Here is a 25,394-nt window from a genome sequence, read left to right as displayed (position 1 = left end):
GCCCCCCTGTCAGATAGCATACTGAGCGATGCCGTTACCGAACGACCAGTTCTCCTTGCGCACTTCGACCAGATTGATGAAGACGTCCTCCTTGCGCACACCGGCCTCGCGGTTGAGCCCTTCGGCGATGGCCAGGTACAGCGCCTTCTTCTGATCTACCGTGCGCCCTTCGCTCAAGGTGATCTGGATGAAAACCTGGCCGTCGGTGCGGGCGATGCCCAGGTACTGTGGGTCGTTCACCAGGCGGTCGTCGTCGTGCTCGGTCAGTACCTGGAAGTTGTCGTGCTCAGGGACGTTGATCGTTGCCCTGAGCGCGGCGTAGACCACTTGACCGACCCTCGGCAGGTGCGTGGGGTCTGGGTGTCTCTTGCTGTCGATGCGTACCAGCGGCATGGGCGGCTCCTTGGCAGAAGGGCGGTGCCCATGAGCTTAGCCTGTTCAGCAAAGGGTGCAGTACGCGTCGACAGCGCATGGCTACAGCGCCTTATCAGCTGTTCCAGTCGGGTGCAAAATCGGGGCTTACCACGCGCTGATCCTTCGGCAAGCCTGCGATCAACGCCCGGTCTTCATCATCCAGCCGTACCTCCAGCGCCGCCAGGTTCGCCAATTGGTTTTCGCGGCTGCTGGCCTTGGGGATCACTGCGACGCCGTCCTGGTCGAGCAGCCACTGCAGCGCCACCTGGCTTGGCAGTACGCCGTGCTTGCGCGCAATCGACTGGATCACCGGTTGCTGCGCCGCCTGGCCACGGGCCAGCGGGGTATAGGCGGTAAGCAGCAGGTCATGGCTGCGGGCATAGTCGAGCAGCGGTTGCTGGTCGAGCAGCACGTGGTACTCCACCTGGATAGCCGACAACGGCGCGCCCAGCGTCTCGATCACCTGGCGCAGCAGGCCGAGGGGGAAATTGGCCACGCCGATGCTGCGCGCCTTTCCTTCGTCACGCAGCGCTACCAGGGTCTCGATGCTGCGGGCCAGGTCCCAGTCCTTGCCGGGCCAGTGGATATGAAACAGGTCTACCTGGTCGGTGCCCAGGGCGCGCAGGCTGTCTTCCAGTGACTGACGCATGGCCTTGGGTTCAAGGCGATCCCACCACACCTTGGTGGTCAGGTGGATCTGCTCGCGTGGCACGTCGCTGTCGCGCAGGGCTTGGCCCACGGCGGATTCATTGTCGTAGGCAGTGGCGGTGTCGATGTGTCGATAGCCCAGTTCCAGGGCCTGGCGCACGGCGTGGGTGCACTCGGTGCCGGTCATCGGCCAGGTGCCCAGGCCGATGCAGGGCAGGTCCAGGCCGTTGTGAGTGGTGAGCCTTCGCATGACGATTCCTTGTAGTGGTTACAGAGTCCGTAACGGATGGTCTACGATCAGCCCGGTGCGAACCATGCGCGGCAGGCGGAAAGTGGTCGATCAGCGAACGGAAATTGCTTTTGGCCTGGACAGGCGGCAATTGAACTTCCTTATGCTCGTGCATCTCTTCTAGAATTCCAGCTGTTACATCCGCCAGGCCAGCCCTGTGCGGCTTTCCCTGGGCGTTGCATCCAGCCGCGCCGCCGTCGAGAACGCCATGAGTTCCAGCACACCGCTGTCCGGAGTCAACCAACCACTACGTGGCATCGCCCTGGTGGTGGTGGCGACGTTCCTGTTTGCCAGTCACGATGCCCTGTCAAAATTCCTCGGTGGCCTGTACCCGATCATCATGGTGGTATGGGCGCGCTATCTGGTGCACACCTTGCTGATGGCCGGGATCTTCCTGCCCAAGTCGGGCCTCAATGTGCTGCGCACCCGCCGCCCGCTGTTGCAGACCCTGCGTGCCCTGAGCCTGTTGAGCACCAGCCTGTTGTTCACTACCGGCCTGCAGTATCTGCCGCTGGCCGAAGCCACTGCGGTCAACTTCCTGGCGCCGGTGCTGGTCACGGCCTTGTCGGCCCCGCTGCTCAAGGAGCGGGTGACGGTGGGGCAGTGGGTGGCGGTGGTGATGGGCTTTATCGGCGTGCTGGTGGTGGTGCACCCCGGCGGCGCGATGTTCACGCCGGCAATCCTGTACCCCTTCGGCTCGGCGCTGGGCTTCTGCTTCTATCAGTTGCTGACGCGGATTCTGGCCGCTCACGACAGCCCTACCACCAGCAACTTCTATGCAGGGCTGTGCAACACCCTGGCGATGAGTGCGCTGGTGCCGTTCTTCTGGGAGGTGCCGCGTTGGGACCACGCGCTGTTGATGCTGGCGCTCGGCGGGTTCGGCATGACCGCCCACCTGCTGCTGACCCAGGCGTTTCGCCATGCCGCCCCCGCGCTGCTGGCGCCGTTCAGTTATTGCCAGATCGTGTTTGCCGGGCTGCTCGGTATGTTGTTCTACAGCCAGGTGCCGGACAGCCTGAGCCTGGTGGGCATCTCGATCATCTGCCTCAGTGGCCTGGGCGCCGCCTGGATGCAGCGGCGCAAGTGAAATTGCCCGTGTTCACGGCAACGCCATGAACTGCAGGATACGCTCGCGCAACCAGCGTTCGGCCGGGTCGTTGTCCTGGGCGCCACTCCAGACCATGGACAGCTCCGCTTCGGTGATCTCGAAGGGTGCCGGGTCGGCGCGCAGGCTGCCGTCATCGGCCAGGGCGCAGGCGGCGTAGTCCGGTACCGTGGCGATCAGCTCGGTGTTACGCAGCAGGGCACGCAGGCTGCCGAACTGCGGCACGGCCAGCACCACCTTGCGGCAACGGCCGATGCGCGCCAGGTCGAGGTCGATATTGCCGCTCATGTCGCCAGAGAACGACACCATCACATGCGGCCGGGCGCAGTACTCGTCGAGGGTCAGTGGCCCCGGTCGATCGTCTGCGCGCAGCACCCGTACGCCAATGTCGCGCAACTTGCGGCGCTTGGCGGTGGCGGGCAGGTCGGTGGTATAGCTCACCCCAACCGAAATCTCGCCGCTGGCCAGCAGCCCAGGCATCAACAGGAAGTTGGCCCGCCGCACCACCACGCTGATCTCCGGCGCCTCTTCGCGCAGGGCCTGGAGCAGGGCGGGGAACAGGCCGAACTCGGCATCGTCCGACAGCCCGAGGCGGAATACATTGCAGCTGTTGGCCGGGTCGAATGCCCGCGCGCGGCTGATGGCCGAGGAGATCACATCCATGGCCGGCCCCAGCTCGGTGAAAATCTGCATCGCCCGCGGCGTGGGCTCCATGGCCCGGCCATTGCGGATCAGCAGTGGGTCGTCGAACAGCTCGCGCAGGCGGGCGAGGGCGGCGCTGACGGTGGGCTGGGTGATGAACAGCTTTTCACCGACGCGGGTCAGGTTGCGTTCGATCATCAGGGCTTCGAACAGCACCAGCAGGTTCATGTCGACGCGGCGCAGGTCGTTGCGGTTCATGGGGCTTGGCTCACGTTGGCTGGAAGGTTCGCGGTGCATTGAAGCACGGCGCCGGCCGTTGTGCCTTGTATGGATGTGCCGGCCTTATGGCGGGCCGGATCGGCGCTGACAGAGCCAGCCTATTACGCCGGAATACTGGCTCTATTAGAAGTCTGCCCAAGCTCGACTAGTCTTTCCTCTGGCCCTGCGAATTGCGCATGTGGGCGGCGTCTGAGCACCTGTATTCAAGACCCTGCCGCCATGGCGTGACAGCGTTGCAAGCCCCGTGTCGGCAAAAGACCGACCCGACCTGATGAGGGGTAGGCACGAGCCCCAGTGCTCGGCTGATAGAACACCTGGCATAGACCGGAAATCTGGATAACCGACCCAAAGGTACCCACAGATGTCGAACGAATCGAAATGCCCGTTCCATCAAACCGCAGGTGGCGGCACCACCAACCGTGACTGGTGGCCTGACCAGCTCAACCTGAGAATCCTCCACCAACATTCGTCCAAGTCCGACCCGATGGACCCGGACTTCGACTACGCCAAAGCCTTCAAGAGCCTCGACTTCCAGGCCCTCAAGCAAGACTTGACGGCCCTGATGACCGACTCGCAGGACTGGTGGCCCGCCGACTTCGGCCACTATGGCCCGCTGTTTATCCGCATGGCCTGGCACAGCGCCGGTACCTACCGTATTGGTGATGGCCGGGGTGGCGCAGGCTCTGGTCAGCAGCGCTTCGCGCCGCTCAATAGCTGGCCGGACAACGTCAGCCTGGACAAGGCCCGGCGCCTGCTATGGCCGATCAAGCAGAAGTACGGCAACAAGATTTCCTGGGCCGACCTGATCGTGCTCACCGGCAACGTCGCGCTGGAGTCCATGGGCTTCAAGACCTTCGGTTTCTCGGGCGGGCGTGCCGATGTGTGGGAACCGGACGAAGACGTGTACTGGGGCTCGGAAAAGGTCTGGCTGGGCGGCGACACCCGCTACGGCAAGGAACAGCTCAAGGCCCAGCCGCCCGGCCAGGGTGATCTGGTGGCCGAGCCTGCCAAGCATGGCGAAGAGCAAAGCCGCGACCTGCAGGCCGAGCGCAACCTGGAAAACCCGCTGGCCGCCGTGCAGATGGGCCTGATCTACGTCAACCCGGAAGGCCCGGAAGGTAACCCCGACCCGGTCGCCTCGGGCAAGGATATCCGCGAGACGTTCGGCCGCATGGCCATGAACGACGAAGAGACCGTGGCCCTGATCGCCGGTGGCCATGCGTTCGGCAAGACCCACGGCGCCGGCCCCGCCGACAATGTCGGCGCCGAACCCGAGGCCGCCGGGCTTGAGCTGCAGGGCCTGGGCTGGGCGAACACGTTCGGCACCGGCAAAGGCCCCGATACCATCACCAGCGGCCTCGAAGTGACCTGGACCTCGACGCCGACGCGCTGGAGCAACGAGTACCTCAACAACCTGTTCAACTTCGACTGGGAACTGACCAAGAGCCCGGCCGGCGCGCACCAGTGGCGGCCGAAGGAAGGCAAGGGCGCCGGCACCGTGCCGGATGCCCATGACCCGGGCAAGAAACACGCACCCTCGATGCTCACCTCCGATCTGGCGCTGCGTTTCGACCCGATCTACGAGCCGATCGCCCGGCGCTTCAAGGACAACCCCGAGCAGTTGGCAGACGCCTTCGCCCGCGCCTGGTACAAGCTGATCCACCGCGACATGGGCCCGCTTGCGCGTTACCTCGGGCCGGAAATGCCCAACGAGGTACTGCTGTGGCAAGACCCGTTGCCCAAAGCCGAGCCCTCGTCGCTGAATGAGCAGGACATCGCTGCGCTCAAGGCCAAGGTGCTGGCCTCGGGCTTGAGCGTGGGTGAACTGGTGTCGACCGCCTGGGCGTCGGCTTCCACTTTCCGCGGTTCGGACAAGCGCGGTGGCGCCAATGGCGGGCGCTTGCGCCTGGCGCCGCAGAAAGGCTGGGCTGCCAACCAGGGCGTGGACAAGGTACTGGCGGCGCTGGAGAAAATTCAGGGCGAGTTCAACAACGGCGGCAAGCAGGTCTCCCTGGCCGACCTGATCGTGCTGGCCGGTACTGCAGCGGTGGAAAAGGCCGCCAAGGATGCCGGTTACACGGGCAGCGTGGGGTTCCGCCCCGGTCGCGTCGACGCGACCCAGGAACAGACCGACGTCGAGTCGTTCGCGGTGCTGGAGCCGCTGGCGGATGGCTTCCGCAATTTCACCAAGGACCGTTACAGCGTCAAGGCCGAGAAGCTGTTGCTGGACAAGGCGCAACTGCTGACCCTCACCGCCCCCGAGCTGACCGCGCTGATCGGTGGCCTGCGCGTACTGGGCGCCAACCAGGGTGGCAGCAAGGACGGCGTGTTCACCGACCGGCCCGGTACCCTGAGCAACGACTTCTTCCGCAACCTGCTGGACATGGGCGTGGAGTGGAAGCCGACCTCGGCCGACAACGAAGCCTTCGAAGGCCGGGACCGCAAGACCGGGCAGGTGAAATGGACTGGCAGCCGCGTCGACCTGGTGTTCGGCTCGCATGCCCAGTTGCGCGCGCTGAGCGAGGTGTACGGCAGCAGCGATGGCCAGGCCAAGTTCATCAAGGACTTCGTTGCTGCCTGGGTAAAAGTGATGGAGCTTGATCGCTTTGATCTGAAGTAACGCCATCAGTACGTGGGGGCGCTGTGCGCCCCATTCGCGGCGCAAGGCCGCTTCCACAGGGTGTGGGGGCGGCCTTTTGTCGCAAATGGCCGGCAAAGCAGCCCTGGTCATCGCGCCAATTCCAGGTCGGATAGATACAAAAGTGTCCTCGTTCGTTCTGTTGCAATGCTTCTCAGGCGGCCGGCCTGAACAGCGTGCTCACAACGACAAGGAACCCGACCATGCAAATGCCAAAGACCCTGAAGATCCGTAACGGCGAAAAGGTCAAAGCGACTTTCTCCGCACAGGAATACGCAGCCCGCCACGCCCGTCTGCGGGCCTACATGGCCGAGCAGGACATCGAGGCGGCGATCTTCACCTCGTACCACAACGTCAATTACTACAGCGACTTCCTCTATTGCTCGTTCGGCCGCCCGTACGCGCTGGTCGTGACCCAGGACAAGGTCGTCTCGATCAGCGCCAATATCGATGGCGGCCAACCTTGGCGGCGCACGGTCGGTACCGACAACATCGTCTACACCGACTGGCAACGCGACAACTACTTCGTTGCCATCCAGCAGGCGCTGCCGCTGGCCTCGCGCATCGGCGTGGAGTACGACCACCTCAACCTGCAAAACCATGGCAAGCTCGCTGCCTGCTACCCCAAGGCCGAGCTGCTGGACATCGGCGCCCCGTGCATGCGCATGCGCATGATCAAGTCCGCCGAAGAGCAGGCGTTGATCCGCCACGGTGCCCAGGTGGCCGATATCGGCGGCGCTGCGGTGGTCGAGGCCCTGCGTGAGCATGTGCCAGAGTACGAAGTGGCCTTGCATGCTACCCAGGCCATGGTGCGTGAAATTGCCAAACGCTTCCCCGACGGCGAACTGATGGACACCTGGACCTGGTTCCAGTCCGGGCTCAACACCGATGGCGCGCACAACCCGGTTACCAGCCGCAAGGTCGGCAAGGGCGAGATCCTCAGCCTCAACTGCTTCCCGATGATCGCCGGCTATTACACGGCGCTTGAACGCACCCTGTTCCTTGACCATTGCCCGGATGATCACCTGCGCCTGTGGCAGGCCAACGTCGAGGTGCACGAAGCAGGGCTGAAACTGGTGCGCCCGGGCATGCGCTGCAGCGACATTGCCCGTGAGCTGAACGAGATCTTCCTGCGTCACGACCTGCTGCAGTACCGCACGTTCGGCTATGGCCATTCGTTCGGCACCCTCAGCCACTACTACGGCCGCGAGGCGGGGCTCGAGCTGCGCGAAGACATCGACACCGTGCTGGAGCCCGGCATGGTGGTGTCGATCGAGCCGATGATCATGCTGCCCGAGGGTCGGCCGGGTGCTGGCGGCTACCGCGAGCATGACATCCTGATCGTCAACGACAACGGTGCCGAGAACATCACGCGCTTCCCGTATGGCCCGGAGCACAACATCATTCGCAAATAACGCCCGGTGCCGGCCTTTTTGGGCGGGGGGTTGCCCCGCAAAGAGGCCGGCACGCACACCACAATAATTACTGAATGACCATTAGACCCTGCCTCCAATTAGAAGAATCAGAGGGTACCCGTCATGTCCAGCACCACCCTGAACGCTTCCACTCTCGACGGCTCCGTGCCTAGCGCCGAACGCCAGGCCTTGCGCAAGGCCGCGCGCGCCAGTTTCATGGGCAACTTCGTCGAATGGTTCGATTACGCCGCCTACGGCTACCTTGCAACCATCATTGCCGCTACGTTTTTCCCGCAAACCGACAAGACCAGCGGTTTGCTGGCAACCTTCGCGGTGTTTGCCCTGTCGTTTCTCGTTCGCCCCTTGGGCGGGGTGGTCTGGGGCCATTTCGGCGACCGCCACGGGCGGCGCAACGCGCTGTCGTTGTCGATCCTGATCATGTCGATTTCGACCTTCTGCATCGGGCTGCTGCCCGGCTACGCGCAAATCGGCGTGTGGGCGCCGTGCCTGTTGTTGTTGATCCGCCTGGTACAGGGCTTTTCGGCCTCGGGCGAGTATGCGGGGGCGTCGGCGTTTCTGGCTGAGTACGCACCGCAGGGCCGGCGCGGGCTGTATACCAGCATCGTGCCGGCCAGTACGGCGGCGGGGTTGTTGTTCGGCGCGGCGTTCGTGGCGGTGCTGCATGAGGTGCTTAGCAGCGAAGACCTGCACAGCTGGGGCTGGCGGCTGCCGTTTCTGCTCGCGGCACCCTTCGGCCTGGTAGGCCGATATATCCGCATGAGCCTGCAGGACACCCCCAAGTTTCTGGAGATGGAGCAGCGCCTGGAGAACAAGGCCTGCATGGTCCCGGCGCCGATCCGTGAGCTGCTGACCGCGCACCGCCGCAGCCTAGCCATCGGTATCGGCGTCACCTGCCTCAACGCGGTCGCGTTCTACCTGCTGCTCAGCTACATGCCCACGTACCTGTCCACCGAGCTGGGCATGGGCGAGCGGGATGCCTTCATCGCCTCGACCGTCTCGCTGGCCACCTACATCGGCCTGATCTTCCTGATGGGGCGGCTGTCTGACCATTTCGGCCGCAAGACCATGCTGGTGATCGCCTCGCTGTTGTTTCTGGGGCTTACCGTGCCGCTGTTCACCCTGCTCGATGGGCAGCCATTGCTGGTGATCCTGGCCATCCAGATCCTCTTCGGCGCGATGCTGGCGATGAACGACGGTACCTTGCCGTGCCTGTTGGCGGAGATCTTCCCGACCCGGGTACGCTTCAGCGGCTTTGCCCTGAGCTTCAATGTGGCCAATGCCTTGTTTGGCGGGACGGCGCCGTTCATTGCCACCTGGTTGATACAAGTGACCGGCAGCAAGCTGGCGCCGGCCGGGTACCTGCTGGCGGCGGCACTGGTGGCGCTGGTGGCGATGTTGATGTGCCGGGAGACGGCGCATGCGGCCTTGAAAGACTAGCGGGCTTTGCCGGCCGCTTCGCGGGGTTACCCGCGAAGCGGCATCCCCTCACTCAGTGCAACGAAGCCTGGCGCCGCTCCCCCAACGGCGACAGCCCAAAGAAGCGGCTGTAGCTCTTGGAGAAATGCGCCGGCGAGCTGAAGCCGCACGCCAGCGCCACCTCACGTACCTGCACATCGCTGCGCAGCAGCAGCTCCCGCGCGCGCGACAGCCGCAACTCCAGGTAGTACTGGCTGGGTGTCCGCTGCAGGTATTTATGGAACAACCGCTCCAACTGGCGCACGGTCACCTCGTTGAGGCTGGCCAGCTCCTCCAGCCCCAGTGGCTCTTCCAGGTTGGCCTCCATGATCGCCACCACCTGGCTCAGCTTGGGCTGGGCGCTGCCGAGCAACGTGCGCAGCGGCACCCGCTGGCGCTCGCGCTCGCCACGCACCCGGTCGCACAGCAGCAGCTCGGCCGCCTTGGCGGCGATGCCCTGGCCACCTTCCTCACGGGCCACCAGTTGCAGCATCATGTCCATGGCCGCCACACCGCCCGAGCAGGTATAGCGGTCGCGGTCCAGTTCGAACAGCTGGCCGGAAATGACGATACCGGGGAACTGCTCCTGCAAGGTCTGCATGTCTTCCCAGTGGATGGTACAGCGGTAGCCTTTGAGCAGCTCGGCCTTGGCCAGCAGGTAGCTGCCGGTGCAGATGCCGCCCAGCGGCAGGCGTTGACGGGCCAGTTGGCGTAGCCAGTCGATCAGTGGCCGGGTGCCACGGCTGCGGTCGATCGGGTTGGCACCGACCACCAGCAGGGCGTCCAGCGCAGGGGCGTTGTCGATACTGTGGTCAGGCAGCACGCGCATGCCGTTGCTGGCCATTACCGGCTCGTGGCTGGCGGCGATCAGCACAGTGCGAAACATCGGGCGGCGGGCGGCCAGGTTGGCCATGCGCAGGGTCTCCACCGCCGACGCCAGGCCGATGGTGGTGAAGTTGGGCAGGATCAGAAAGCCGAAGGTCTTGACGGTGCAGGGGGATACGGGTGCTGTAGCGGGGTGGACCATTGCGATCTTCCTGTGCAAGCTGAGGCATAGTTGGTCAGGGGCAGTGAAAAATCCAAGCCTCGCGTGTTTCTTGTTGTTATGGGTCGTTGCCGGGTCGATCTTACACCCCCGGCGCAGCGGCCAGGAATGGCTCCGCCGGCTGGCGGCTGCCAACAGTGATTGCCCATAGAAGGTGAACGTTCAGTGAACCCCGAATCCATGCTGGCGGCATTGCCAGGTTTCGCCATGACACCCGCGTCGATCGAGGTGCTGCCCGATGCCAGGGCCTACCGCGCCTGCCTGCTCGAGCGCATCAGGGCGGCGACCCGGCGTATCGTCATCGTCGCGTTGTACCTGCAGGAAGACGAAGCCGGCCAGGAAGTGCTGGATGCCTTGTACCAGGCCAAAGCCGCGCGGCCAGGCCTGGAGATCACCATCGTGGTCGACTGGTTCCGTGCCCGGCGCGGCCTGCTGGGGGGCGGGCGGCAGCCGGGCAACGCTGCCTGGTATCAGGCCCAGCGCCAGCACCATGGCCTGGACATCGTCATCCATGGCGTGCCCGTGCAAACCCGCGAGCTGTTTGGTGTACTGCACCTTAAAGGCAGCATCATCGACGATTGCGTGATCTACACCGGCGCCAGTCTCAACAACGTCTACCTGCACCGTTTCGACCGCTACCGCCTGGATCGCTACCACCTGTTCCACTCACCGGCCCTGGCCGATGCCATGGTCGATCTGGTGCGTCGCCTGCTGCACCACACTGCCACGCCGCGCCTCGACCTGCCGGCACCGCCCTCGACCCGCAGCCTGCGCGGCGACATCCGGCGCTTGCGCGCGCGGCTGCGGCGCATGGCCTATGACGTGCCTGCCAGCGCGTCGGGGCAGGGCCTGCGGGTGATCCCGCTGCTGGGTGTCGGGCGCGGCAATCTGCTCAACCGGGTGCTTTGCGCACTGCTGGGCGCTGCGCGCACGCAAATCGTCATCAGCACGCCGTACTTCAACCCGCCACGGGTATTGATGCGCGAGATCGACCATGCACTCGACCGAGGCGTGCGGGTGGAGCTGATTGTCGGCGATCGTACCGCCAATGACTTCTATATCGCGCCCGGCGAGCCGTTCAGTGCCAGCGGCGCGTTGCCTTACCTGTACGAAGACAACCTGCGCGCCTTCACCCGCCGTCGCCAGGCCGCTCTTGCCAGTGGCCAGCTTGAAGTGCGTATCTGGAACGACCCAGGGCACACCTTCCATGCCAAGGGGCTGTGGGTCGACCAGCGCTACTCGCTGTTGACCGGCAACAACCTGAACCCCCGAGGGTTCAACCTGGACCTGGAAAACGGCTTGCTGATCGATGACCCCGAGGCACAGTGGTTAGTGCCGCGCGAAGCCGAGTTGGCGGGGTTGCGCCAGCATGCGCGCAGGATCGATTCAGCTGCCGAGCTGGGGGTCAAGGCCGAGCACCCCAAGGAAGTGCGCAAGCTCTTGCGGCGGTTGCGCTACAGCCGCCTGGAACCGTTGATCAAGCGGGTGCTGTAACGCTGGTGAGAGGGCTCTGAAAAAGTCTTGCAAGCGCATACAATCAGGCCTTTTCCACGTTAACCAGATAGGCCAAACCGTCCATGGCGCTTGACCCCCCAACGATGCTGACAATCACCATCGCCCTGGCAGCTGCGGCTGCCTTGTACCTGGCGATCGAGTGGCGCAGTGTTCGCGAGCCTTCGCTGCTGTTGTGGAGCGCCGGCTTCGCCACGATCACCGTCGGCTCCACCCTGGCCCTGTTGCGGGGCATCGGCTTGCTGCTGATCGGTATCTGGTTCGCCAATGGCTTGCTGGTGGTGGCGCACGGGTTTTTCCTGCTGGGGGTGTTGCGCTTCACCCAGCACCGCCTGTCGCGCGCCTGGCTGCTGATGGTGGGGGTGTGGTTCGCCTTGCTGCTGTTGCCCGCCGGCCCGGAGTGGTCGAAGGTGATGCTGATGGTCAACTCGTTGCTGGTGGCGTTGCTGACGCTCAAAGCCAGTTTCCTGTTGAAGCCCCACGGCAGGTCGTTGAGCGTGGGCGCGGTGCAGTTGCGTTATGTGCTGCTGATTCATGGCCTGTTCTATGTGGCGAAGGCGATCATTGCGATTGCCCCGGGCACGCTGATTGACCTGGCGACGTTTGGCGGGCTGATCATCCAGGTTTCCCTGGTCGAGGGGGCGATGGCAATCATGCTGATTGCGCTGTCGATGACCGGTACGGTGCGTTATCGCCGTGAAGAGCGCATCGCCCGGCTGGCGGCACGGGACCCGCTGACGGCGTTATACAACCGCCGCGCGCTGGAAGTGCGGGCGACGCACTTTTTCAAAGAGGTGAGCCCGGCGCGGCCAGGCGCCTTGCTGCTGATCGACATCGACAATTTCAAACTGGTCAACGATTTGCACGGGCACATTGCCGGTGATCGGCTGTTGATCGCCTTGAGCGAGATGATGCGTGCGGTGTTGCCGGAGCGGTCACTGGCGGCGCGGCTTGGCGGCGACGAGTTTGTCATCCTGCTCAGTGCGGCGACCAGCGAGCGCGTGGTGGCGCTGGGCAGCCAGTTGCGTGAACAATTTCAGCAGTTTGCGCTGCAAACGGTGCCCACGCCGCAGGCCGTGACCTTGAGCATCGGTGCCAACCTGTTCGACCAGCCGCCCGCGAGCCTGGCGGCGTTGATCGAGCAGGGAGATGTAGCGCTGTATCAGTCCAAGCGCGATGGGCGCGACAGCATTCGCCTGGTTGACCGGACGCTGGTCAGCTCGGGTAGCTAGCAACGCTTGACGCTGGGGGCCGCCAAAGCGGCCCCCAAACACTCAGGTCACAACCTGATAGCAAGGCACATACGCCGCGCCACCCGGCAGTTTCATCCGGTGCTGGTCGACAAACGCCTGCAACAGGTGCCCCAGCGGCGCCAATACCGCACTGTCACCACGGATCTGGTACGGCCCGTGTTCCTCGATCAGGCGGATGCCCTTGTCCTTGACGTTGCCCGCCACAATCCCGGAAAACGCCCGGCGCAGGTTGGCGGCCAGTTCATGCGGCGGCAGCTCGCGGCGCAGGGCCAGTTCGGCCATGTTGGCATGGGTCGGGTCGAACGGATGCTGGAAGCCCTCGTCGATCTTCAGCAGCCAGTTGAAGTGGAAGGCATCGTTGCGCTCGCGGCGGAACTGCTTTACCTCCTTGAGCCCTTCGACCATCTGCCGCGCCACTTCGGCCGGGTCATCGATGATGATCTGGTAGTGGCGCTGGGCGGCGTCCCCCAGGGTGGCGCCGACGAACGCGTGCAACTGCATCAGGAACGGCTCGGCACTGCGCGGCCCGGTCAGCACCACCGGGAAGGGCAGGCCCTGGTTGTCCGGGTGCATGAGAATGCCGAGCAGGTAGAGGAACTCCTCGGCAGTACCGGCGCCGCCGGGGAAGATAATGATGCCGTGGCCGACGCGGACGAAGGCTTCCAGGCGTTTCTCGATGTCCGGCAGGATCACCAGTTCGTTGACGATCGGGTTCGGCGCCTCGGCAGCGATGATGCCCGGCTCGGTCAGGCCCAGGTAGCGGCTGCCGTGCATGCGTTGCTTGGCATGGGCGATGGTGGCGCCCTTCATCGGGCCCTTCATCACCCCAGGGCCGCAGCCGGTGCAGACGTCCAGCTTGCGCAGGCCCAGCTCGTGGCCGACCTTCTTGGTGTACTGGTATTCCTCGGTGCTGATCGAGTGGCCGCCCCAGCACACCACCATCTTCGGCTCTACGCCGGGGCGCAGGGTGCGGGCGTTGCGCAGTAGGTGGAACACGTAATCGGTGATGCCCTGGGAGCTTTCCAGGTCGATGCGCTGGCTGGCCAGCTCGCTTTCGGTATAGACGATGTCGCGCAAGGCGCTGAAGAGCATTTCGCGGGTGCTGGCGATCATCTCGCCATCGACGAAGGCATCGGCTGGGGCATTCAGCAGCTCCAGGCGTACGCCGCGGTCTTGCTGGTGGATGCGCACCTCGAAGTCCTTGTAGGCCTCGAGGATGGTCTTGGCATTGTCGACATGCGCGCCGGTATTGAGGATGGCCAGGGCGCACTGGCGGAACAGGGTGTAAAGGCTACCGGTACCGACTTCACTCAGTTGCTGCACTTCACGTTGCGACAGCGTCTCCAGGCTGCCTTTGGGGCTGACGGATGCATTTATGACATGGCGTTGAGGCATCTAAGTCTTTCCTGTGCGGGTAAAACATCCTTCTTTGACACCACCATACCGAGAAATGCACGCGACAACGAGGGGGCACCGTGGAAAGATTCTGCAGACAGGGGGCGCGGCTTCGCGGGTAAACCCGCGAAGCCGCGCATGTTCAGCCGAACAGTTTTTGCACCCCGAGGGTAATGGCCAGCCCACCGCCCACCAGCCACAGGTTGAGTATCGCCCCGGTAATCAGCGCCCGTGGCCCCGCCTGGCGGATCTGGCTGAATCGGGTCTCCATGCCCAGCGCTGTCATGGCCATGGTCAGGGCAAAGGTGTCGAGCGTATTCACCGCCTGGGTCACACTGCCAGGCAGCACCTGCAGCGAGTTCACCAGCACCAGCGCCAGGAAGCCGAAGGCGAACCAGGGCATGGCGATGCGCCCGTTGCCTTGCCCCTGGCCAGGCTGGCGCGCGCGGCTGATCCACAAGCCCACCACCAGCAACACCGGCACCAGCAGCATCACCCGGGTCATTTTGACGATGGTCGCAATGTGCGTAGCCTCGGGGCTGACGTTGCTCGCGGCGCCGACCACCTGGGCTACTTCATGGATAGTGCCGCCCAGGAACAGCCCGGCGCCCAGGGTATCGAGGTGCAGCCAGCCGGCATTGATCGCCAGTGGGTAGAGGAACATCGACAGGGTACCGAACAGCACCACGCTGCCGACCGCCATGGCGCTCTTGTGCGGAGCGCTGCGCAGCGCCGACTCGAAGGCCAGCACCGCAGCCGCGCCGCAAATGGCACTGCCGGCGGCGGTGAGCAGCGCGGTGTCGCGGTCCAGCTTGAGCAGCTTCATGCCACACCAGAGGCCGATCAGCAGGGTGCTGACCACCACCAGCAGCGACACCGTCAGCCCCGACCAGCCGACTTCGGCGATTTCCTGCAGGCTGACCCGCAGGCCGAAGAAGGCCACGGCGATGCGCAGCAGCCCGCGCGCCGAAAAATTGATGCCCGCCGCCCAACTGGCCGGCACGCCATCGCGCAGTGCATTGCCATACAAGGCACCGGCAACGATGCCGACGATCAAGGGGCTGATACCCAGGCTGGCGATGGCGGGCAAGGCCGCCAGCTGGGTGACGGCAAGCGCGAACAGCGCGACGAACAGGATGCCATTGAGCCGCCCTCGGGTAGAGAGAGTAGGCGTATAGGCGGGGTGGGACGGAGCCGTGGCCATGTGAGTCCTCCGGAAAAGGTGTTTCGACAAGGCCTACGTTAATCTGGTTATAAGCTTATAAAAAATCGTAATTTAGGATGTGAAGTATCCATTTTGCTGATATTTTCAATTCATGACCCCAGAACAACTGATAACGTTCGCCACGGTTGCCGAGCACGGCAACATCAGCCATGCGGCCCAGGCGTTGCACTTGTCGCAGCCGGCTGTGTCCGGGCAGCTGAAGTTGCTGCAGGAGGCGTTCGGCGAACCGCTTTATCAACGCGCCGGCCGTGGCGTGCGGCTGACAGCTGCGGGTGAGCAGCTGCTGGCTCATGCCGAGCGCCTGCGCGACACCTTTCGCCAGGCGCAAGCCCTGCGCGAGGCCATGCGCGGCCTGGAGCGCGGCACGCTGCGCATCGGCGCCAGTACCACCCCGGCCAGCTACCTGTTGCCGTACCTGATCGCCGACTTCCATGCACGCTACCCCGACGTGACGGTGAGCACCTCCAATGGCAATACCGCAGAAATCGTCGCCGCGCTGGGCAGTGTCGACATCGCCCTGATCGAAGGCCCCCCCGGGCAGGAACTGCCCTTAGGTACGGGGGTGACGCCGTGGCGTGAAGACGAGATCGTCGCCATCGTGCCCAGTGGCCATCCGTTGGCAGGTGACGAGCCGCAGACCCTGGAAGCTGTGGGTGCCTACCCCTTGGTGCTGCGCGAGAGTGGGTCAGGGGTGCGGCAGATTGTCGAACGCGCGTTTGCCCGCAGTGGCGTGGCGATGCGCGTGGGGCTGGAAATTGCTGGCGTGGAGGGGGTAAAGGAAGCGGTGCGGGCGGGGATGGGCATCGGCTTTGTGTCGGCCATGTCGATTCGCCATGAGGATGGCGCGTTGCGACGGCTGCGGATTGCGCCGCAGCCACTGGTGAGGCGCTTTTCCATCCTGATGCCCCATGCCGCCACGCCTTCGCGGGCGGCGGCACGGTTTATGGCGTTGTGCGTTGGGGAGCCGAAAGTGGGTTAGGTATCGCGGGCGCCCCATACATTCCGCGCGCCGGCCGAATGCCAAACTGAATTTTTCCTGCCCACATCCGCTCAGAGGAAGATGAGCAGGGAGGGATTCTCATGCTGGACTGGAGCTTAGTGCCTTGTAACCGATGAATTCTGGAGGGTCAGCTATGCAACCCAAGACCGAGGGCTCCGAAGAGAAGGGGCCAAGCGACGTCCCTTTCATCAACGACCCGAAAAAGCCCACATTGCCGCCGTTGAATGACGCTGATGCCACCGAGGCAGCCGAAGCGGAAGAAGACATTGAGGACGATGGCCAATCGATTTAGATCGGAATACCTCAATAGCACATCGTCTGACAGCCAAGCCCAACTCCTGATCATGGTTTAGATTTAGATTTCTACCGGTACAACCCTGAACAGCCATGAGCAACAGTGATCAGCAATCAGCTATCAGTAGCAGCAGTGGGCAACGAGGTGGGTTGTCCGAGTGGCTGAGCCTCATCAATTGGGAGTGCACGGCTATCGGCGATAGAGCTCACTGGCCGGTTGGCCTAGAGCACGCCTTTGCATTCTTGCTCACCTCAGACCTTCCATCAGCCATTCTCTGGTCGTCTGATCGAGTATTGCTTTATAACGAGGCCTGGACCCCCGCCATGGGCCATCGTCATCCCCGGGCGCTCGGCCAACCGGCCCATGATGTATGGACGGCAGTTTGGGCGCGGGTGGTATCTCAGCTCGATGCCGTGGTTGAAAAGGGAGCGTTGCTGCTTCTGTCCGATTCGGAGTTTCCCGTCAGGCTCGACCGAGAAAAACCCTGGGCTTTCAGCCTGAGTCCTTTGCGGAGCACCGATGGGGAGGTGGCAGGAATTCTGGTCCAAGGGCAAGAAGTACACCTATCGGCAATGGAAACAGTCCCTTCCCACATCACCTTAGGACGTGATCGAAAGATGTTCGATCAGGCGCCTGGCTTCATCACCATTCTGCGTGGCCCTGACCATGTCTTTGAGTTCGTCAATGAAGCCTTTCGCCGCAGCTTTGGCGACCGTGGATACCTTAATTGCTCAATGAGGGAAGTGTTTCCAGATCTACAAGAGCAAGGGTATTTCGATTGGCTCGACAGTGTTTACACAACGGGCGAGCGGTTCGTCGGCACAGGGAAGCCGATATTCCTTGATGGGGAGGGCGATAGTAAAACTACCCGCTATCTCGATTTCGTCTACGAGCCGGTATTCGACGACTGCGGGATCGTCACTGGGATTTTCTGTGAAGGCTTCGATGTGACCAACCGTGTGGAAACCGAACAGGCACTCAGGGAGGAAAGCCGGACACTTGGCATCCTGCGGGATATCAACGCCGCCTTCGCCAGCGATCTCAACTTGGAGCGCATTGTCCAAAACCTGACTGATGCCGGAATGGCCCTCACTGGGGCGGCCTATGGCTCCTACTTTGCCAACGAAGTCGACGCAACCGGCGCCCATCTGAAGCTCTACACGCTCTCGGGAGCAGATCGATCAGCGTTTGAGAGGTTGGGCCATCCACGCGCCACACCTGTATTCGCACCGACCTTCCGAAATGAGGGGGTTGTTCGTTCTCAGGACATCCTGGCCGACCCACGCTATGGGCAGTTCGAGCCTCACCGTGGGATGCCCAAGGGGCATCTATCTGTGCGCAGCTATCTGGCTATCTCTGTGGTGTCCAGAAGCGGGGATGTGCTCGGTGGTTTGTTCTTTGGCCACCCACAGCCCAACCGGTTTACTGACCGGCATGAACAACTGATGCTGGCGCTTGCGGCACAGGCGGCGGTAGCCATCGATAACGCCCAATTGTACCGCCAGGTGCAACAGGCAAAGGCGACACTGGAAGAGCGGGTTGCCCGACGCACTGAAGAGCTTTCCCAGGCTAATGAGGCCTTGCGCCAAGCACAAAAAATGGAGGCGCTCGGGCAGCTCACCGGCGGTATCGCACATGATTTCAATAACATATTGGCCGCCATTCTAGGGAGCGCAGATTTGCTTTCACGTCGGTTAAAACAAGGCAGAGCGGATGCTAGCGAGCGATTGCTCAACGGTATCCAGGTCAGCGCCAAACGCGCCGCCTCATTAACCCAACGATTGCTGGCGTTCTCCAGAAGGCAGACGCTTGATCCTCGGCCTACCGACGTGAATGTCCTCATCGAAGACTTGGGAGATCTGATCAATCGATCAGTCGGGCCGGCGATCACGGTCATCACGCACCTGCAGCCCGGAATTGGATTAGCGCGAATTGATCCCGCTCAGTTGGAAAGTTCACTGTTGAACCTGGCGATAAATTCGCGGGATGCAATGCCCAATGGTATCGGAGCCATTTCAATCAGCACGGATGTCATTGAATTTGACGACGCATCAGCGCTACGCGCTGACCTTATTGCCGGAGACTATATCGTGATCGCGGTGGCAGATACGGGAACAGGGATATCCCAGAGCAACATCAAGCGCATCTTCGACCCTTTTTTCACAACCATGCCATTGGGGCAGGGCACCGGTCTCGGGCTGTCCATGGTGCACGGGTTCGTGCGCCAATCCGGAGGGCAGGTAGACGTCCACTCCAAGGAAGGCGTGGGTACGACAATTCGCCTGATTCTTCCTCGCTTTGAAGGATGCCTAGAAGGTCAAGAGCTTGAGGATGTTGCGAAACGCGGCCTACAACGCGAAGGCGTGGGCCGGGTGCTCGTCGTCGATGATGAGCCGATAGTTCGAATGTCGATGGTTGAAGCGTTGGTTGAAGCGGGATACGACGTAGAAGAAGCGGAGAGCGGTTCCGGCGCTCTCCACCTGCTACGCACCAGCCAGCCTTTTGATTTGCTGGTCACCGACGTAGGTCTGCCCGGTGCTTTGAATGGTCGTGAGGTGGCCGACGCTGCTCGCGAACTGTTGCCTGATCTACGCGTCCTGTTTGTCACGGGTTTCGCCGAAGCGTCCGTGCTTAAAGGGGGATTCCTCACGCCTATCACTGCGGTGATCACGAAACCATTTGAAATCCAACTGCTGATTGAAAAGGTAACGGGAATGCTTGAGCAATCTTAGGCCGTTGTAGTTAGGTGAAATGCGGATCAGTCTAGCGGGGCCGACGTTGCGAGCGGGTGATGACAAACCCGGCAATGATGCCGAGGACTGCCGCACTCACCAACAACGGCGTCTTGCTTTTCGGGGTTCTCCAGCCACCGTCCACACTTCGCCGGCCACTCGGTGGTTCGAACAGATTGCCAGACGATATTTCGGCGCTGGCGCTGCGGTTCAACCCCCAGCGTGTCAGCCATCCTGAAACCAGCGGCAGCCCAGGTATGAGGAAGCTAGCCAAGTGCGCAAGGCGGGCTGTTGCGCCGACCGTGGTGCGCGCGCGAGGTGAAATGGCGCAAGCCACCATGGCCTTGGCCACCAACTCCGGGTCATAGATCGGCCCAGGCGGAGTGAGCGCGTGGCCGGTGTAGTTGCCGCCATCCCTGAAACCCGGCGTGTCCATGACCGCTGGATAGATGTCACAGACATGAATGTCGGGAAATTCCGTCAGTTCGCCGCGCAACGCCTCGGTTAGGCCGCGCAAGCCGAACTTGCTTGCCGAGTAGGCCGCTGCATAGGGCTGGGCGACCCAACTGCCCAGTGACAGTGTGTTGATCAGCATGCCGCTACGCTGCGCCTTGAAGTAGGGGAGTGCCACATACGCCCCTCTCAGGTAACCGATGAGGTCGGTTTGGATGACCTGCTCATGGGCATCCAGCGGCGTTTCCTCGAAATTGCCGACCGCGCCAACGCCGGCGTTGTTGACCCAGATATCGATCCGCCCCTGGCCAAATTCGGCAGCCTGCGCGGCCAGTGCTTGTACCTGCTCGTTGCTGGTGACGTCGGTAGTGATTGCCACGGCATCCGTCCCGCAATCTGTGCATTCGTCGAGCACGTCGAACAACGCTTGCTCATCGCGCGCGGCCAGCACCAGGCGAGCACCTTTGCAGGCAAACGCGTGTGCGGCTGCTCTGCCTATCCCGCTTGAAGCGCCGGTGATGACCACGACCTTGCCGCGCAACGGGCCAGTTATCGGCGCTGGGCGTGCAGGCCCGGCTGGCTGTGGGTGTTGCTCGATGTCGTCAGTCGCAGGCGACAGGGTGGCACTGGCTTCAATCCTCGAGAGCGCGAGGGATGTGCCGTCGATGAGCACTAATTTCAGCCCTTCGATGGAGCCCGCTACCCGATCCGGGAAGACGGGCTCGCCTTCTGCATCGAGGCTGTCATATATGAACTTCGTCCCTTCGAGCCAGCCGACGGCAGTCAATAGCTCTGGGCCAAGGTAATATTTGCCGTCCTGAAAGAAACCTGGAAATTGATGGGCGCGCTCGAGGTTTTCTACTCGGTAGCGTTCACTTGGTTTCATGCCTGTCGCGTGATCGATCATGGTGTACAACCCCTTTCGATGAGTGCCAGAAAACCGCTGTCGTTCATGTGCTCTTCGTCTGTGTCTGATGTTGAGGTGACTAAGCAGATGAAGCCCGCAGAGGCCGCAAAGTTCAGAGCAACAGGGCAAGCGGCGTTGTAGGGGTTTTTTGTGAATCGAGGCTGAGCACGCTGCCTAACGATTGCGTAGCGTGTCCAGCGCTGGGGACCAAACGACATGGCCACAGCGCTCACATGCGACCGAGTCGTGCGCCTCATGGTAGGTCGGAAAACCACAGCCCACGCAACAGTAAAGGCCGGCAGAAGGTGGTGAGGAGTATTGCGGACGATGCTCAAAAGGGAGCACTGACAAGCCCGCCTTGGTATCCTCCGGCTCATAGAAATACAAACTGAGCTCACCGTCAGTTTCCAACAGGCCCAAACGTACCTGTCCCAAGTGCTCTACACCGCGCTGGCGTAGTTCCATGAAGAGTTCATTCGAGGAAATGTTCATATTGCGCAGCGAATGGATCTCGTACATTCCGTCCTTCACCACCGTTATCGGCAATCCATCAATCCAGGCTTCACACGTCTTGCTCCGCTTCATGAGGTAGACCGTACCCCGATACAGCAACAGGAGCGTCAAGAAGACCAGGGCCACCGGCAGCAGCGGAACATCTTCATAGAAGGTCACATCGCCGGCAGCGGAGCCGAGGGTCAGAATAACCACCAGCTCGAAGCGGGAGAGTTGTTTGATTCCGCGTCGGCCACTGAATTTGAGGAAGAAGAACACGGCTGCAAATGCGGCCAAAACCCTAAGGGCGACCTCCAGAAGAAAGGTCACAGGCAGATCGCCCAGCAGCATCCGTTGAAGGTCGAAAGATACCATTCGTTTTCCTCGTTAGCGGCCACCGCTGTGGTGAATCCACACCGCATAGGCCGATTTCAATGATTGAGGCAAGCAAGGAAGATCTCGCTTCAACGCAGCCTGGGTTTCCGGGCCTCGCACCCACTCGGTTAACCATGCGATAAGCAAAAGGCGAGTCACTGGACATGGGGCTACTTGGCGTTCGAGTTCATCTGCGATCTGAGCGAGCCCCTCTAGGGTTTCACCCAGCTTAGTGATCTGATCTTTCATGGGTTGGACTCCAATAATCGTTTCGCTTGACCGCTTCGCATACACCTCTTCCACTCTAGTAGGCGCTCACAGTGACAGGGCTCAAGCCACCTTGAACACATGCTTCAGATAAGCCACGAAGTTCTCATCCCGGCACTGCGTCTTGCCCGGGCTATCACTGATCTTCGCCACCGGCGCACCATTGCAGGCCGTCATCTTGATCACGATGTTCATCGGCACGACCCCAGGGATATCGCAAGTCAGATGGGTGCCGATGCCAAAGCTCACATTGATCCGTTCATGCAGCGCGCGGTACAGGCCAAGTGCCTTGGCAAAGTCCAGCCCATCGGAAAAGATCAACGTCTTGCCCTGCGGGTCGATGCCCAGTCTTTCATAGTGGGCAATGGCCTTCTCTGCCCAGGCTAGCGGGTCGCCAGAGTCGTGGCGCAAACCATCGAACAGTTTGGCGAAGTACAAATCGAAATCGCCCATGAACGCGTCCATGGTGATGCAATCGGTCAACGCGATGCCCAGCAACCCGCGATATTCGCGTACCCAGCAATCCAGCGCGGCCGCCTGGCTGTCGACCAGCCGCGGGCCAAGTTGCTGGTGGGCCATGAACCATTCGTGGGCCATCGTACCGATGGGCTTGAGTTGGTATTCGCGGGCCAGGTGCACGTTGCTTGTGCCGACGAAGCGGCCCGGGAAGTCGCGTTTGAGGGTGTGCACCACGGCCTCCTGAACGCGGTACGAGAAGCGCCGCCGGGTGCCGAAATCGGCCAGTTGAAAGCCTGCCAGCTCAGCGGCGCTGGCCTCGGCCTTGAGCCAGTCGAGCTTCTGGTACAGCCGCTCGCCCACCTGCTCCATCACCACCTCGCGGTAGCGGTAGCGGTTGCGCACTTCGCTGATGATCGCCAGCAGCGGGATCTCGTAGAGGATCACGTGCAGCCACGGCCCACGCACGCGAATCGCCAGCTGCCCGGCGTCATCCAGGCCCACCTGCACATAACGCAAGTTGAAGCGGAACAGGCTGAGAAAGCGGATGAAGTCCGGTTTGATGAACGGAATCTGCTCCAGATACGCCAGTTGGTCGTGGGTGACGGTGACCTCGGCCAGTTGCTCGACCTGGTAGCGGATTTCTGCCAGGTAAGGGGAGAGGTCTTCACCATTACGGCAGCGGAACTCCCATTCCACCTCGGCATTGGGGTAGTTATGCAGCACGGCCTGCATCATGGTGATCTTGTAGAAGTCGGTGTCCAGCAGGTTCTGGATGATCCGTGGGCCGAATACGCTGTCACTCATGGGCGGTCTTCCTTGATCAAAGCGAGCTGGTGGTCGAGTGCGGCCTCGTCGCCGCAGAGGATGACACCCTCGGCAGCCAGCGCCCCGCAGGCGCTGATGGCGCCTTCCTGGGTCAGGGCGCGGCAGGCGGGCAGGTACAGCAGCACCTGGAAACCGGCCTGGCGCAGTTGGCGGGCAGTGGTCTTGACGCAGTAGTCCAAAGCCAGGCCGCCGACGATGACGGCGCCCACCTGTTGCACGGTGAGGTATTCGATAACCCCGGTGGAGCGGCGTTCGGCCAGGTCGTGGTAGCAGGCGCCGTAGGGGTGCAGGTCGGGTTCGACGCCTTTCCATACGAAGTAGTCGTAGTCGATGGGGGCGGGCAGGCCGGGCAGCAGCTCGAAGCCGGGCGTGCCTGGCACGCAGTGGCTGACCCAGGTCAGGTCAGCATTGGCCAGCGTCAGCGGTTGCAGCATCTGCCCAGGTTCGGCCACCACCCAGGCGGCATTGGCCGGGTGTGCGTCCTTGCTGCCCAGGCGCAGGTCGGCACGAAGGGCCATGGTGTTGAGGTCGGCGGCAATTTCATTGCCCTCGGGTACCGGCAGTTCGTGTGGGGCGTAGGCAGTGAAGCCGTTTTGCGCGTCGACGTCGAAACTGGCGATCTTCATGGTGCTCTCCTCGCGGGTGTTGATATATATTCCACCTGGTGTATTAAGTGTGTCAAGCACCAGAGCAGGTAGGAAAGAAGCTTGTACTACTAAAGCGCTCTGGTGGAATATTGCAGGATTGAAGAGTGGAGCCTTTGCGTGAGTAGCACTGAAGTCCTGGCCAGCGTCGATATCGTCGCTCTGCGCATGGCCCCTGAAGCCCAGCACCTGCAAGTGTTGTTGCACCGCCGTGAGCGCGAACCGCACGTCGGCCAGTGGGCGTTGCCGGGTGTCATCGTCAACGGCCGTATTGCCGACACCAGCCTGGAAGGCGCCGCCGAGCGCGCCTTGCGCGAAAAGGCCTGTATCGTACCGTGCTACATGGAACAGGTAGGCACCGAAGGCAATGCTTTCCGTGACCCGCGCGGTTGGTCGCTGAGCACCTACTACCTGGCCCTGCTCGCCCCTGGGCAGGCCGTTGAGGGTGAGCAGCTGGCGTTTTTTGATGTGGACAGCGTGCTGGAGCGCAGGGTGCTGTTGCCCTTCGATCACAGACTGCTGGTGGAGCGCGCCCGCGAGCGACTGGCGGCGAAGACGGTGTACAGCAGCCTGCCGTTGTACTTGCTGGCAGAGAAGTTCACGGTGCTCGATGCGTTGGCGTCAGTGCAGGCGTGCCTGGGGCAGGCTGTGAACAGCACCTCGCTGCGCAAGCGCCTGGAGCGTTTGCGCGAGCAGGGGTGGGTGAGGGACACCGGGGAGAAGAACCAGCCACGGCTGGGCAGGCCGCAGCAGTTGTTTCAATACACACCGCAGGGGCCGCGGCCGTTCATGTTCGACCGCAGCCTGTTGCCGGAGGGTGGGCAGTAGCTTGCTTGTCTTGGTTTCTTCAGGAGGGCGAAGATCGAGCGGCGTCCGCGAAGCGCATGCCTTGGTTTATCCGGCGCCTATAAGATCGAGCGCCGCCCGCGCGGCGCTTCGCGGCGCAAGGCCGCTCCCACATCTGTGGACTGCCCCCAAGAAGTTGGACAAAAAATCCAACCCTTGGGGGGACCGATGGGCAAATACACAGAGCAGTTCAAACTCACAGCCATCTCAGCCTACCTAGATGGTAGCGATGGCTTCCGAAAAGTAGCCCAGCGTTTCGGTATCGACGTCAGTCTGCTGCGCCGGTGGGCATCCAGCTATCAGAGCAAGTCCAGCCTTAGTCCGCGCTCGCACGGGCAGCGCTATGACGACGACTTCAAGCGTCAAGTGCTGAGCCACATGCACGAGCATCGTCTCTCCCTTCGCCAAACCGCTGCGCATTTTGGCCTCGGCCAGTCCTCGCAGATAGGCAACTGGCAGCGGCAGTACTACAGTGGTAGCCCTGTAGCCCCTGTCATCCGCCAGAAAAAGCCGATTAAAGTGCCGAAGAAGATTAAACCAGCAAAGCCCACAGATACCGACGATTCGCAAAAGCCCAGAGACCAGCTGATGGCTGAGCTTGAGTATCTGCGCATGGAGAACGCTGTCCTAAAGGAACTCAAGGCTCTGCGCGAGGAAAAGGAACGAATACCGGCGAAAAAGTCCTGATCGTTTCCAAACTCAAACGTAGATTCCCTTTGCCTGACCTGCTGCGGCTGATCGGACTGGCTCGCAGCACTTTTTA

22 protein-coding genes are annotated in these 25,394 nt (G+C 62.2%); 11 read left to right on the top strand and 11 right to left on the bottom strand.

Annotation, left to right across the window (positions count from 1 at the left end; all coding sequences use genetic code 11):
- Positions 1-9: 9 nt before the first annotated feature.
- Positions 10-393: a tautomerase family protein gene (locus CKW22_RS23240; protein WP_033697287.1), complete on the bottom strand. Its 384-nt coding sequence runs from the start codon at positions 391-393 to the stop codon at positions 10-12.
- A gap of 94 nt (positions 394-487) precedes the next feature.
- Positions 488-1,312, bottom strand: a complete 825-nt coding sequence (locus CKW22_RS23235) for an aldo/keto reductase (protein WP_033697288.1) — start codon at positions 1,310-1,312, stop codon at positions 488-490.
- Positions 1,313-1,559: 247 nt separating this feature from the next.
- On the opposite strand from CKW22_RS23235, the gene CKW22_RS23230 reads away from it, so the two are divergent.
- Positions 1,560-2,438: a DMT family transporter gene (locus CKW22_RS23230; RefSeq protein ID WP_033697289.1), complete on the top strand. Its 879-nt coding sequence runs from the start codon at positions 1,560-1,562 to the stop codon at positions 2,436-2,438.
- A gap of 12 nt (positions 2,439-2,450) precedes the next feature.
- Here the strand turns inward: CKW22_RS23230 and CKW22_RS23225 are convergent, their stop codons facing one another.
- Positions 2,451-3,356, bottom strand: a complete 906-nt coding sequence (locus tag CKW22_RS23225; RefSeq protein WP_033699993.1) for a LysR family transcriptional regulator — start codon at positions 3,354-3,356, stop codon at positions 2,451-2,453.
- Positions 3,357-3,738: 382 nt separating this feature from the next.
- Between CKW22_RS23225 and katG the strand changes: the two genes are divergently transcribed.
- From katG to CKW22_RS23210, 3 genes are all read left to right on the top strand, one after another.
- Positions 3,739-5,997 carry a catalase/peroxidase HPI gene (gene katG / locus CKW22_RS23220; protein WP_033697290.1) on the top strand — a complete coding sequence of 753 codons (2,259 nt, stop codon included), beginning with the start codon at positions 3,739-3,741 and terminating at the stop codon, positions 5,995-5,997.
- A 221-nt stretch (positions 5,998-6,218) separates the two neighbouring features.
- Positions 6,219-7,430, top strand: a complete 1,212-nt coding sequence (locus CKW22_RS23215) for a M24 family metallopeptidase (protein ID WP_033697291.1) — start codon at positions 6,219-6,221, stop codon at positions 7,428-7,430.
- Positions 7,431-7,553: 123 nt separating this feature from the next.
- Positions 7,554-8,888, top strand: coding sequence for an MFS transporter (locus CKW22_RS23210; RefSeq protein ID WP_095065208.1), 1,335 nt, complete (start codon positions 7,554-7,556; stop codon positions 8,886-8,888).
- Positions 8,889-8,940: 52 nt separating this feature from the next.
- Here CKW22_RS23210 and CKW22_RS23205 read toward each other — a convergent pair whose 3' ends face one another.
- The gene (locus CKW22_RS23205; RefSeq protein WP_033697293.1) at positions 8,941-9,933 is read right to left on the bottom strand and encodes a GlxA family transcriptional regulator; all 993 of its coding nucleotides are present in this window, start codon (positions 9,931-9,933) and stop codon (positions 8,941-8,943) included.
- Positions 9,934-10,116: 183 nt separating this feature from the next.
- Between CKW22_RS23205 and pssA the strand changes: the two genes are divergently transcribed.
- Both pssA and CKW22_RS23195 read left to right on the top strand, forming a co-directional pair.
- Entirely contained in the window at positions 10,117-11,445 is a 1,329-nt protein-coding gene (gene pssA, locus CKW22_RS23200) for a CDP-diacylglycerol--serine O-phosphatidyltransferase (protein WP_077068375.1), read from the top strand.
- 83 nt (positions 11,446-11,528) lie between these two features.
- A complete protein-coding gene (locus CKW22_RS23195; protein ID WP_033697294.1) occupies positions 11,529-12,695 on the top strand; it encodes a GGDEF domain-containing protein in 1,167 nt (388 codons plus the stop codon).
- A gap of 42 nt (positions 12,696-12,737) precedes the next feature.
- Here CKW22_RS23195 and ppnN read toward each other — a convergent pair whose 3' ends face one another.
- Positions 12,738-14,111 carry a nucleotide 5'-monophosphate nucleosidase PpnN gene (ppnN, locus tag CKW22_RS23190; RefSeq protein WP_033697295.1) on the bottom strand — a complete coding sequence of 458 codons (1,374 nt, stop codon included), beginning with the start codon at positions 14,109-14,111 and terminating at the stop codon, positions 12,738-12,740.
- A 142-nt stretch (positions 14,112-14,253) separates the two neighbouring features.
- A complete protein-coding gene (locus tag CKW22_RS23185; RefSeq protein WP_047583958.1) occupies positions 14,254-15,315 on the bottom strand; it encodes a YeiH family protein in 1,062 nt (353 codons plus the stop codon).
- Between the two features lie 112 nt (positions 15,316-15,427).
- On the opposite strand from CKW22_RS23185, the gene CKW22_RS23180 reads away from it, so the two are divergent.
- From CKW22_RS23180 to CKW22_RS23175, 3 genes are all read left to right on the top strand, one after another.
- Entirely contained in the window at positions 15,428-16,315 is an 888-nt protein-coding gene (locus CKW22_RS23180; protein WP_095065206.1) for a LysR family transcriptional regulator, read from the top strand.
- A gap of 154 nt (positions 16,316-16,469) precedes the next feature.
- Complete coding sequence (locus CKW22_RS27630) at positions 16,470-16,628, top strand: hypothetical protein (protein ID WP_177447960.1); 159 nt, start codon at positions 16,470-16,472, stop codon at positions 16,626-16,628.
- Between the two features lie 95 nt (positions 16,629-16,723).
- Positions 16,724-19,363, top strand: a complete 2,640-nt coding sequence (locus CKW22_RS23175; RefSeq protein ID WP_095065204.1) for an ATP-binding protein — start codon at positions 16,724-16,726, stop codon at positions 19,361-19,363.
- A gap of 31 nt (positions 19,364-19,394) precedes the next feature.
- Here CKW22_RS23175 and CKW22_RS23170 read toward each other — a convergent pair whose 3' ends face one another.
- From CKW22_RS23170 to CKW22_RS23150, 5 genes are all read right to left on the bottom strand, one after another.
- On the bottom strand, positions 19,395-20,723 hold the full coding sequence (locus CKW22_RS23170; protein ID WP_095065243.1) for an SDR family oxidoreductase: 1,329 nt from the start codon (positions 20,721-20,723) through the stop codon (positions 19,395-19,397).
- Between the two features lie 174 nt (positions 20,724-20,897).
- Positions 20,898-21,590, bottom strand: coding sequence for a DUF421 domain-containing protein (locus tag CKW22_RS23165; protein ID WP_047583960.1), 693 nt, complete (start codon positions 21,588-21,590; stop codon positions 20,898-20,900).
- Positions 21,591-21,602: 12 nt separating this feature from the next.
- A complete protein-coding gene (locus CKW22_RS23160) occupies positions 21,603-21,839 on the bottom strand; it encodes a hypothetical protein (protein WP_077068376.1) in 237 nt (78 codons plus the stop codon).
- Positions 21,840-21,920: 81 nt separating this feature from the next.
- Positions 21,921-23,120, bottom strand: a complete 1,200-nt coding sequence (gene pncB / locus CKW22_RS23155) for a nicotinate phosphoribosyltransferase (RefSeq protein WP_033697299.1) — start codon at positions 23,118-23,120, stop codon at positions 21,921-21,923.
- Positions 23,117-23,767, bottom strand: coding sequence for an isochorismatase family protein (locus CKW22_RS23150; protein WP_033697300.1), 651 nt, complete (start codon positions 23,765-23,767; stop codon positions 23,117-23,119). Before CKW22_RS23150 ends, pncB begins: the two co-directional genes overlap by 4 nt.
- Before the next feature lie 138 nt (positions 23,768-23,905).
- Here CKW22_RS23150 and CKW22_RS23145 point away from each other — a divergent pair, with 138 nt between their 5' ends.
- On the top strand, positions 23,906-24,613 hold the full coding sequence (locus CKW22_RS23145) for an NUDIX hydrolase (RefSeq protein ID WP_047583962.1): 708 nt from the start codon (positions 23,906-23,908) through the stop codon (positions 24,611-24,613).
- Between the two features lie 186 nt (positions 24,614-24,799).
- The gene (locus tag CKW22_RS23140) at positions 24,800-25,318 is read left to right on the top strand and encodes a transposase (protein ID WP_095065202.1); all 519 of its coding nucleotides are present in this window, start codon (positions 24,800-24,802) and stop codon (positions 25,316-25,318) included.
- Positions 25,319-25,394 lie beyond the last annotated feature (76 nt).

The sequence above is a fragment of the Pseudomonas sp. Irchel s3f19 genome (assembly GCF_900187555.1).
Taxonomy (GTDB): Bacteria; Pseudomonadota; Gammaproteobacteria; order Pseudomonadales; family Pseudomonadaceae; genus Aquipseudomonas; species Aquipseudomonas capeferrum.
This window is presented reverse-complemented; position numbering and strand designations above follow the sequence as displayed.

What these genes read in the sequence shown, in the direction of transcription:
- CKW22_RS23210 (WP_095065208.1), top strand. Translation starts at nt 7,554, where the DNA reads ATGTCCAGCACCACCCTGAACGCTTCCACTCTCGACGGCTCCGTGCCT.
- CKW22_RS23175 (WP_095065204.1), top strand. Translation starts at nt 16,724, where the DNA reads ATGAGCAACAGTGATCAGCAATCAGCTATCAGTAGCAGCAGTGGGCAA.
- CKW22_RS23225 (WP_033699993.1), bottom strand. Translation starts at nt 3,356, where the DNA reads ATGAACCGCAACGACCTGCGCCGCGTCGACATGAACCTGCTGGTGCTG.
- CKW22_RS23205 (WP_033697293.1), bottom strand. Translation starts at nt 9,933, where the DNA reads ATGGTCCACCCCGCTACAGCACCCGTATCCCCCTGCACCGTCAAGACC.
- CKW22_RS23140 (WP_095065202.1), top strand. Translation starts at nt 24,800, where the DNA reads ATGGGCAAATACACAGAGCAGTTCAAACTCACAGCCATCTCAGCCTAC.
- CKW22_RS23230 (WP_033697289.1), top strand. Translation starts at nt 1,560, where the DNA reads ATGAGTTCCAGCACACCGCTGTCCGGAGTCAACCAACCACTACGTGGC.
- pncB (WP_033697299.1), bottom strand. Translation starts at nt 23,120, where the DNA reads ATGAGTGACAGCGTATTCGGCCCACGGATCATCCAGAACCTGCTGGAC.
- CKW22_RS23185 (WP_047583958.1), bottom strand. Translation starts at nt 15,315, where the DNA reads ATGGCCACGGCTCCGTCCCACCCCGCCTATACGCCTACTCTCTCTACC.
- CKW22_RS23215 (WP_033697291.1), top strand. Translation starts at nt 6,219, where the DNA reads ATGCAAATGCCAAAGACCCTGAAGATCCGTAACGGCGAAAAGGTCAAA.
- CKW22_RS23170 (WP_095065243.1), bottom strand. Translation starts at nt 20,723, where the DNA reads ATGATCGATCACGCGACAGGCATGAAACCAAGTGAACGCTACCGAGTA.
- CKW22_RS23160 (WP_077068376.1), bottom strand. Translation starts at nt 21,839, where the DNA reads ATGAAAGATCAGATCACTAAGCTGGGTGAAACCCTAGAGGGGCTCGCT.
- CKW22_RS27630 (WP_177447960.1), top strand. Translation starts at nt 16,470, where the DNA reads ATGCAACCCAAGACCGAGGGCTCCGAAGAGAAGGGGCCAAGCGACGTC.
- CKW22_RS23195 (WP_033697294.1), top strand. Translation starts at nt 11,529, where the DNA reads ATGGCGCTTGACCCCCCAACGATGCTGACAATCACCATCGCCCTGGCA.
- CKW22_RS23240 (WP_033697287.1), bottom strand. Translation starts at nt 393, where the DNA reads ATGCCGCTGGTACGCATCGACAGCAAGAGACACCCAGACCCCACGCAC.
- ppnN (WP_033697295.1), bottom strand. Translation starts at nt 14,111, where the DNA reads ATGCCTCAACGCCATGTCATAAATGCATCCGTCAGCCCCAAAGGCAGC.
- katG (WP_033697290.1), top strand. Translation starts at nt 3,739, where the DNA reads ATGTCGAACGAATCGAAATGCCCGTTCCATCAAACCGCAGGTGGCGGC.
- CKW22_RS23235 (WP_033697288.1), bottom strand. Translation starts at nt 1,312, where the DNA reads ATGCGAAGGCTCACCACTCACAACGGCCTGGACCTGCCCTGCATCGGC.
- CKW22_RS23165 (WP_047583960.1), bottom strand. Translation starts at nt 21,590, where the DNA reads ATGGTATCTTTCGACCTTCAACGGATGCTGCTGGGCGATCTGCCTGTG.
- CKW22_RS23180 (WP_095065206.1), top strand. Translation starts at nt 15,428, where the DNA reads ATGACCCCAGAACAACTGATAACGTTCGCCACGGTTGCCGAGCACGGC.
- CKW22_RS23150 (WP_033697300.1), bottom strand. Translation starts at nt 23,767, where the DNA reads ATGAAGATCGCCAGTTTCGACGTCGACGCGCAAAACGGCTTCACTGCC.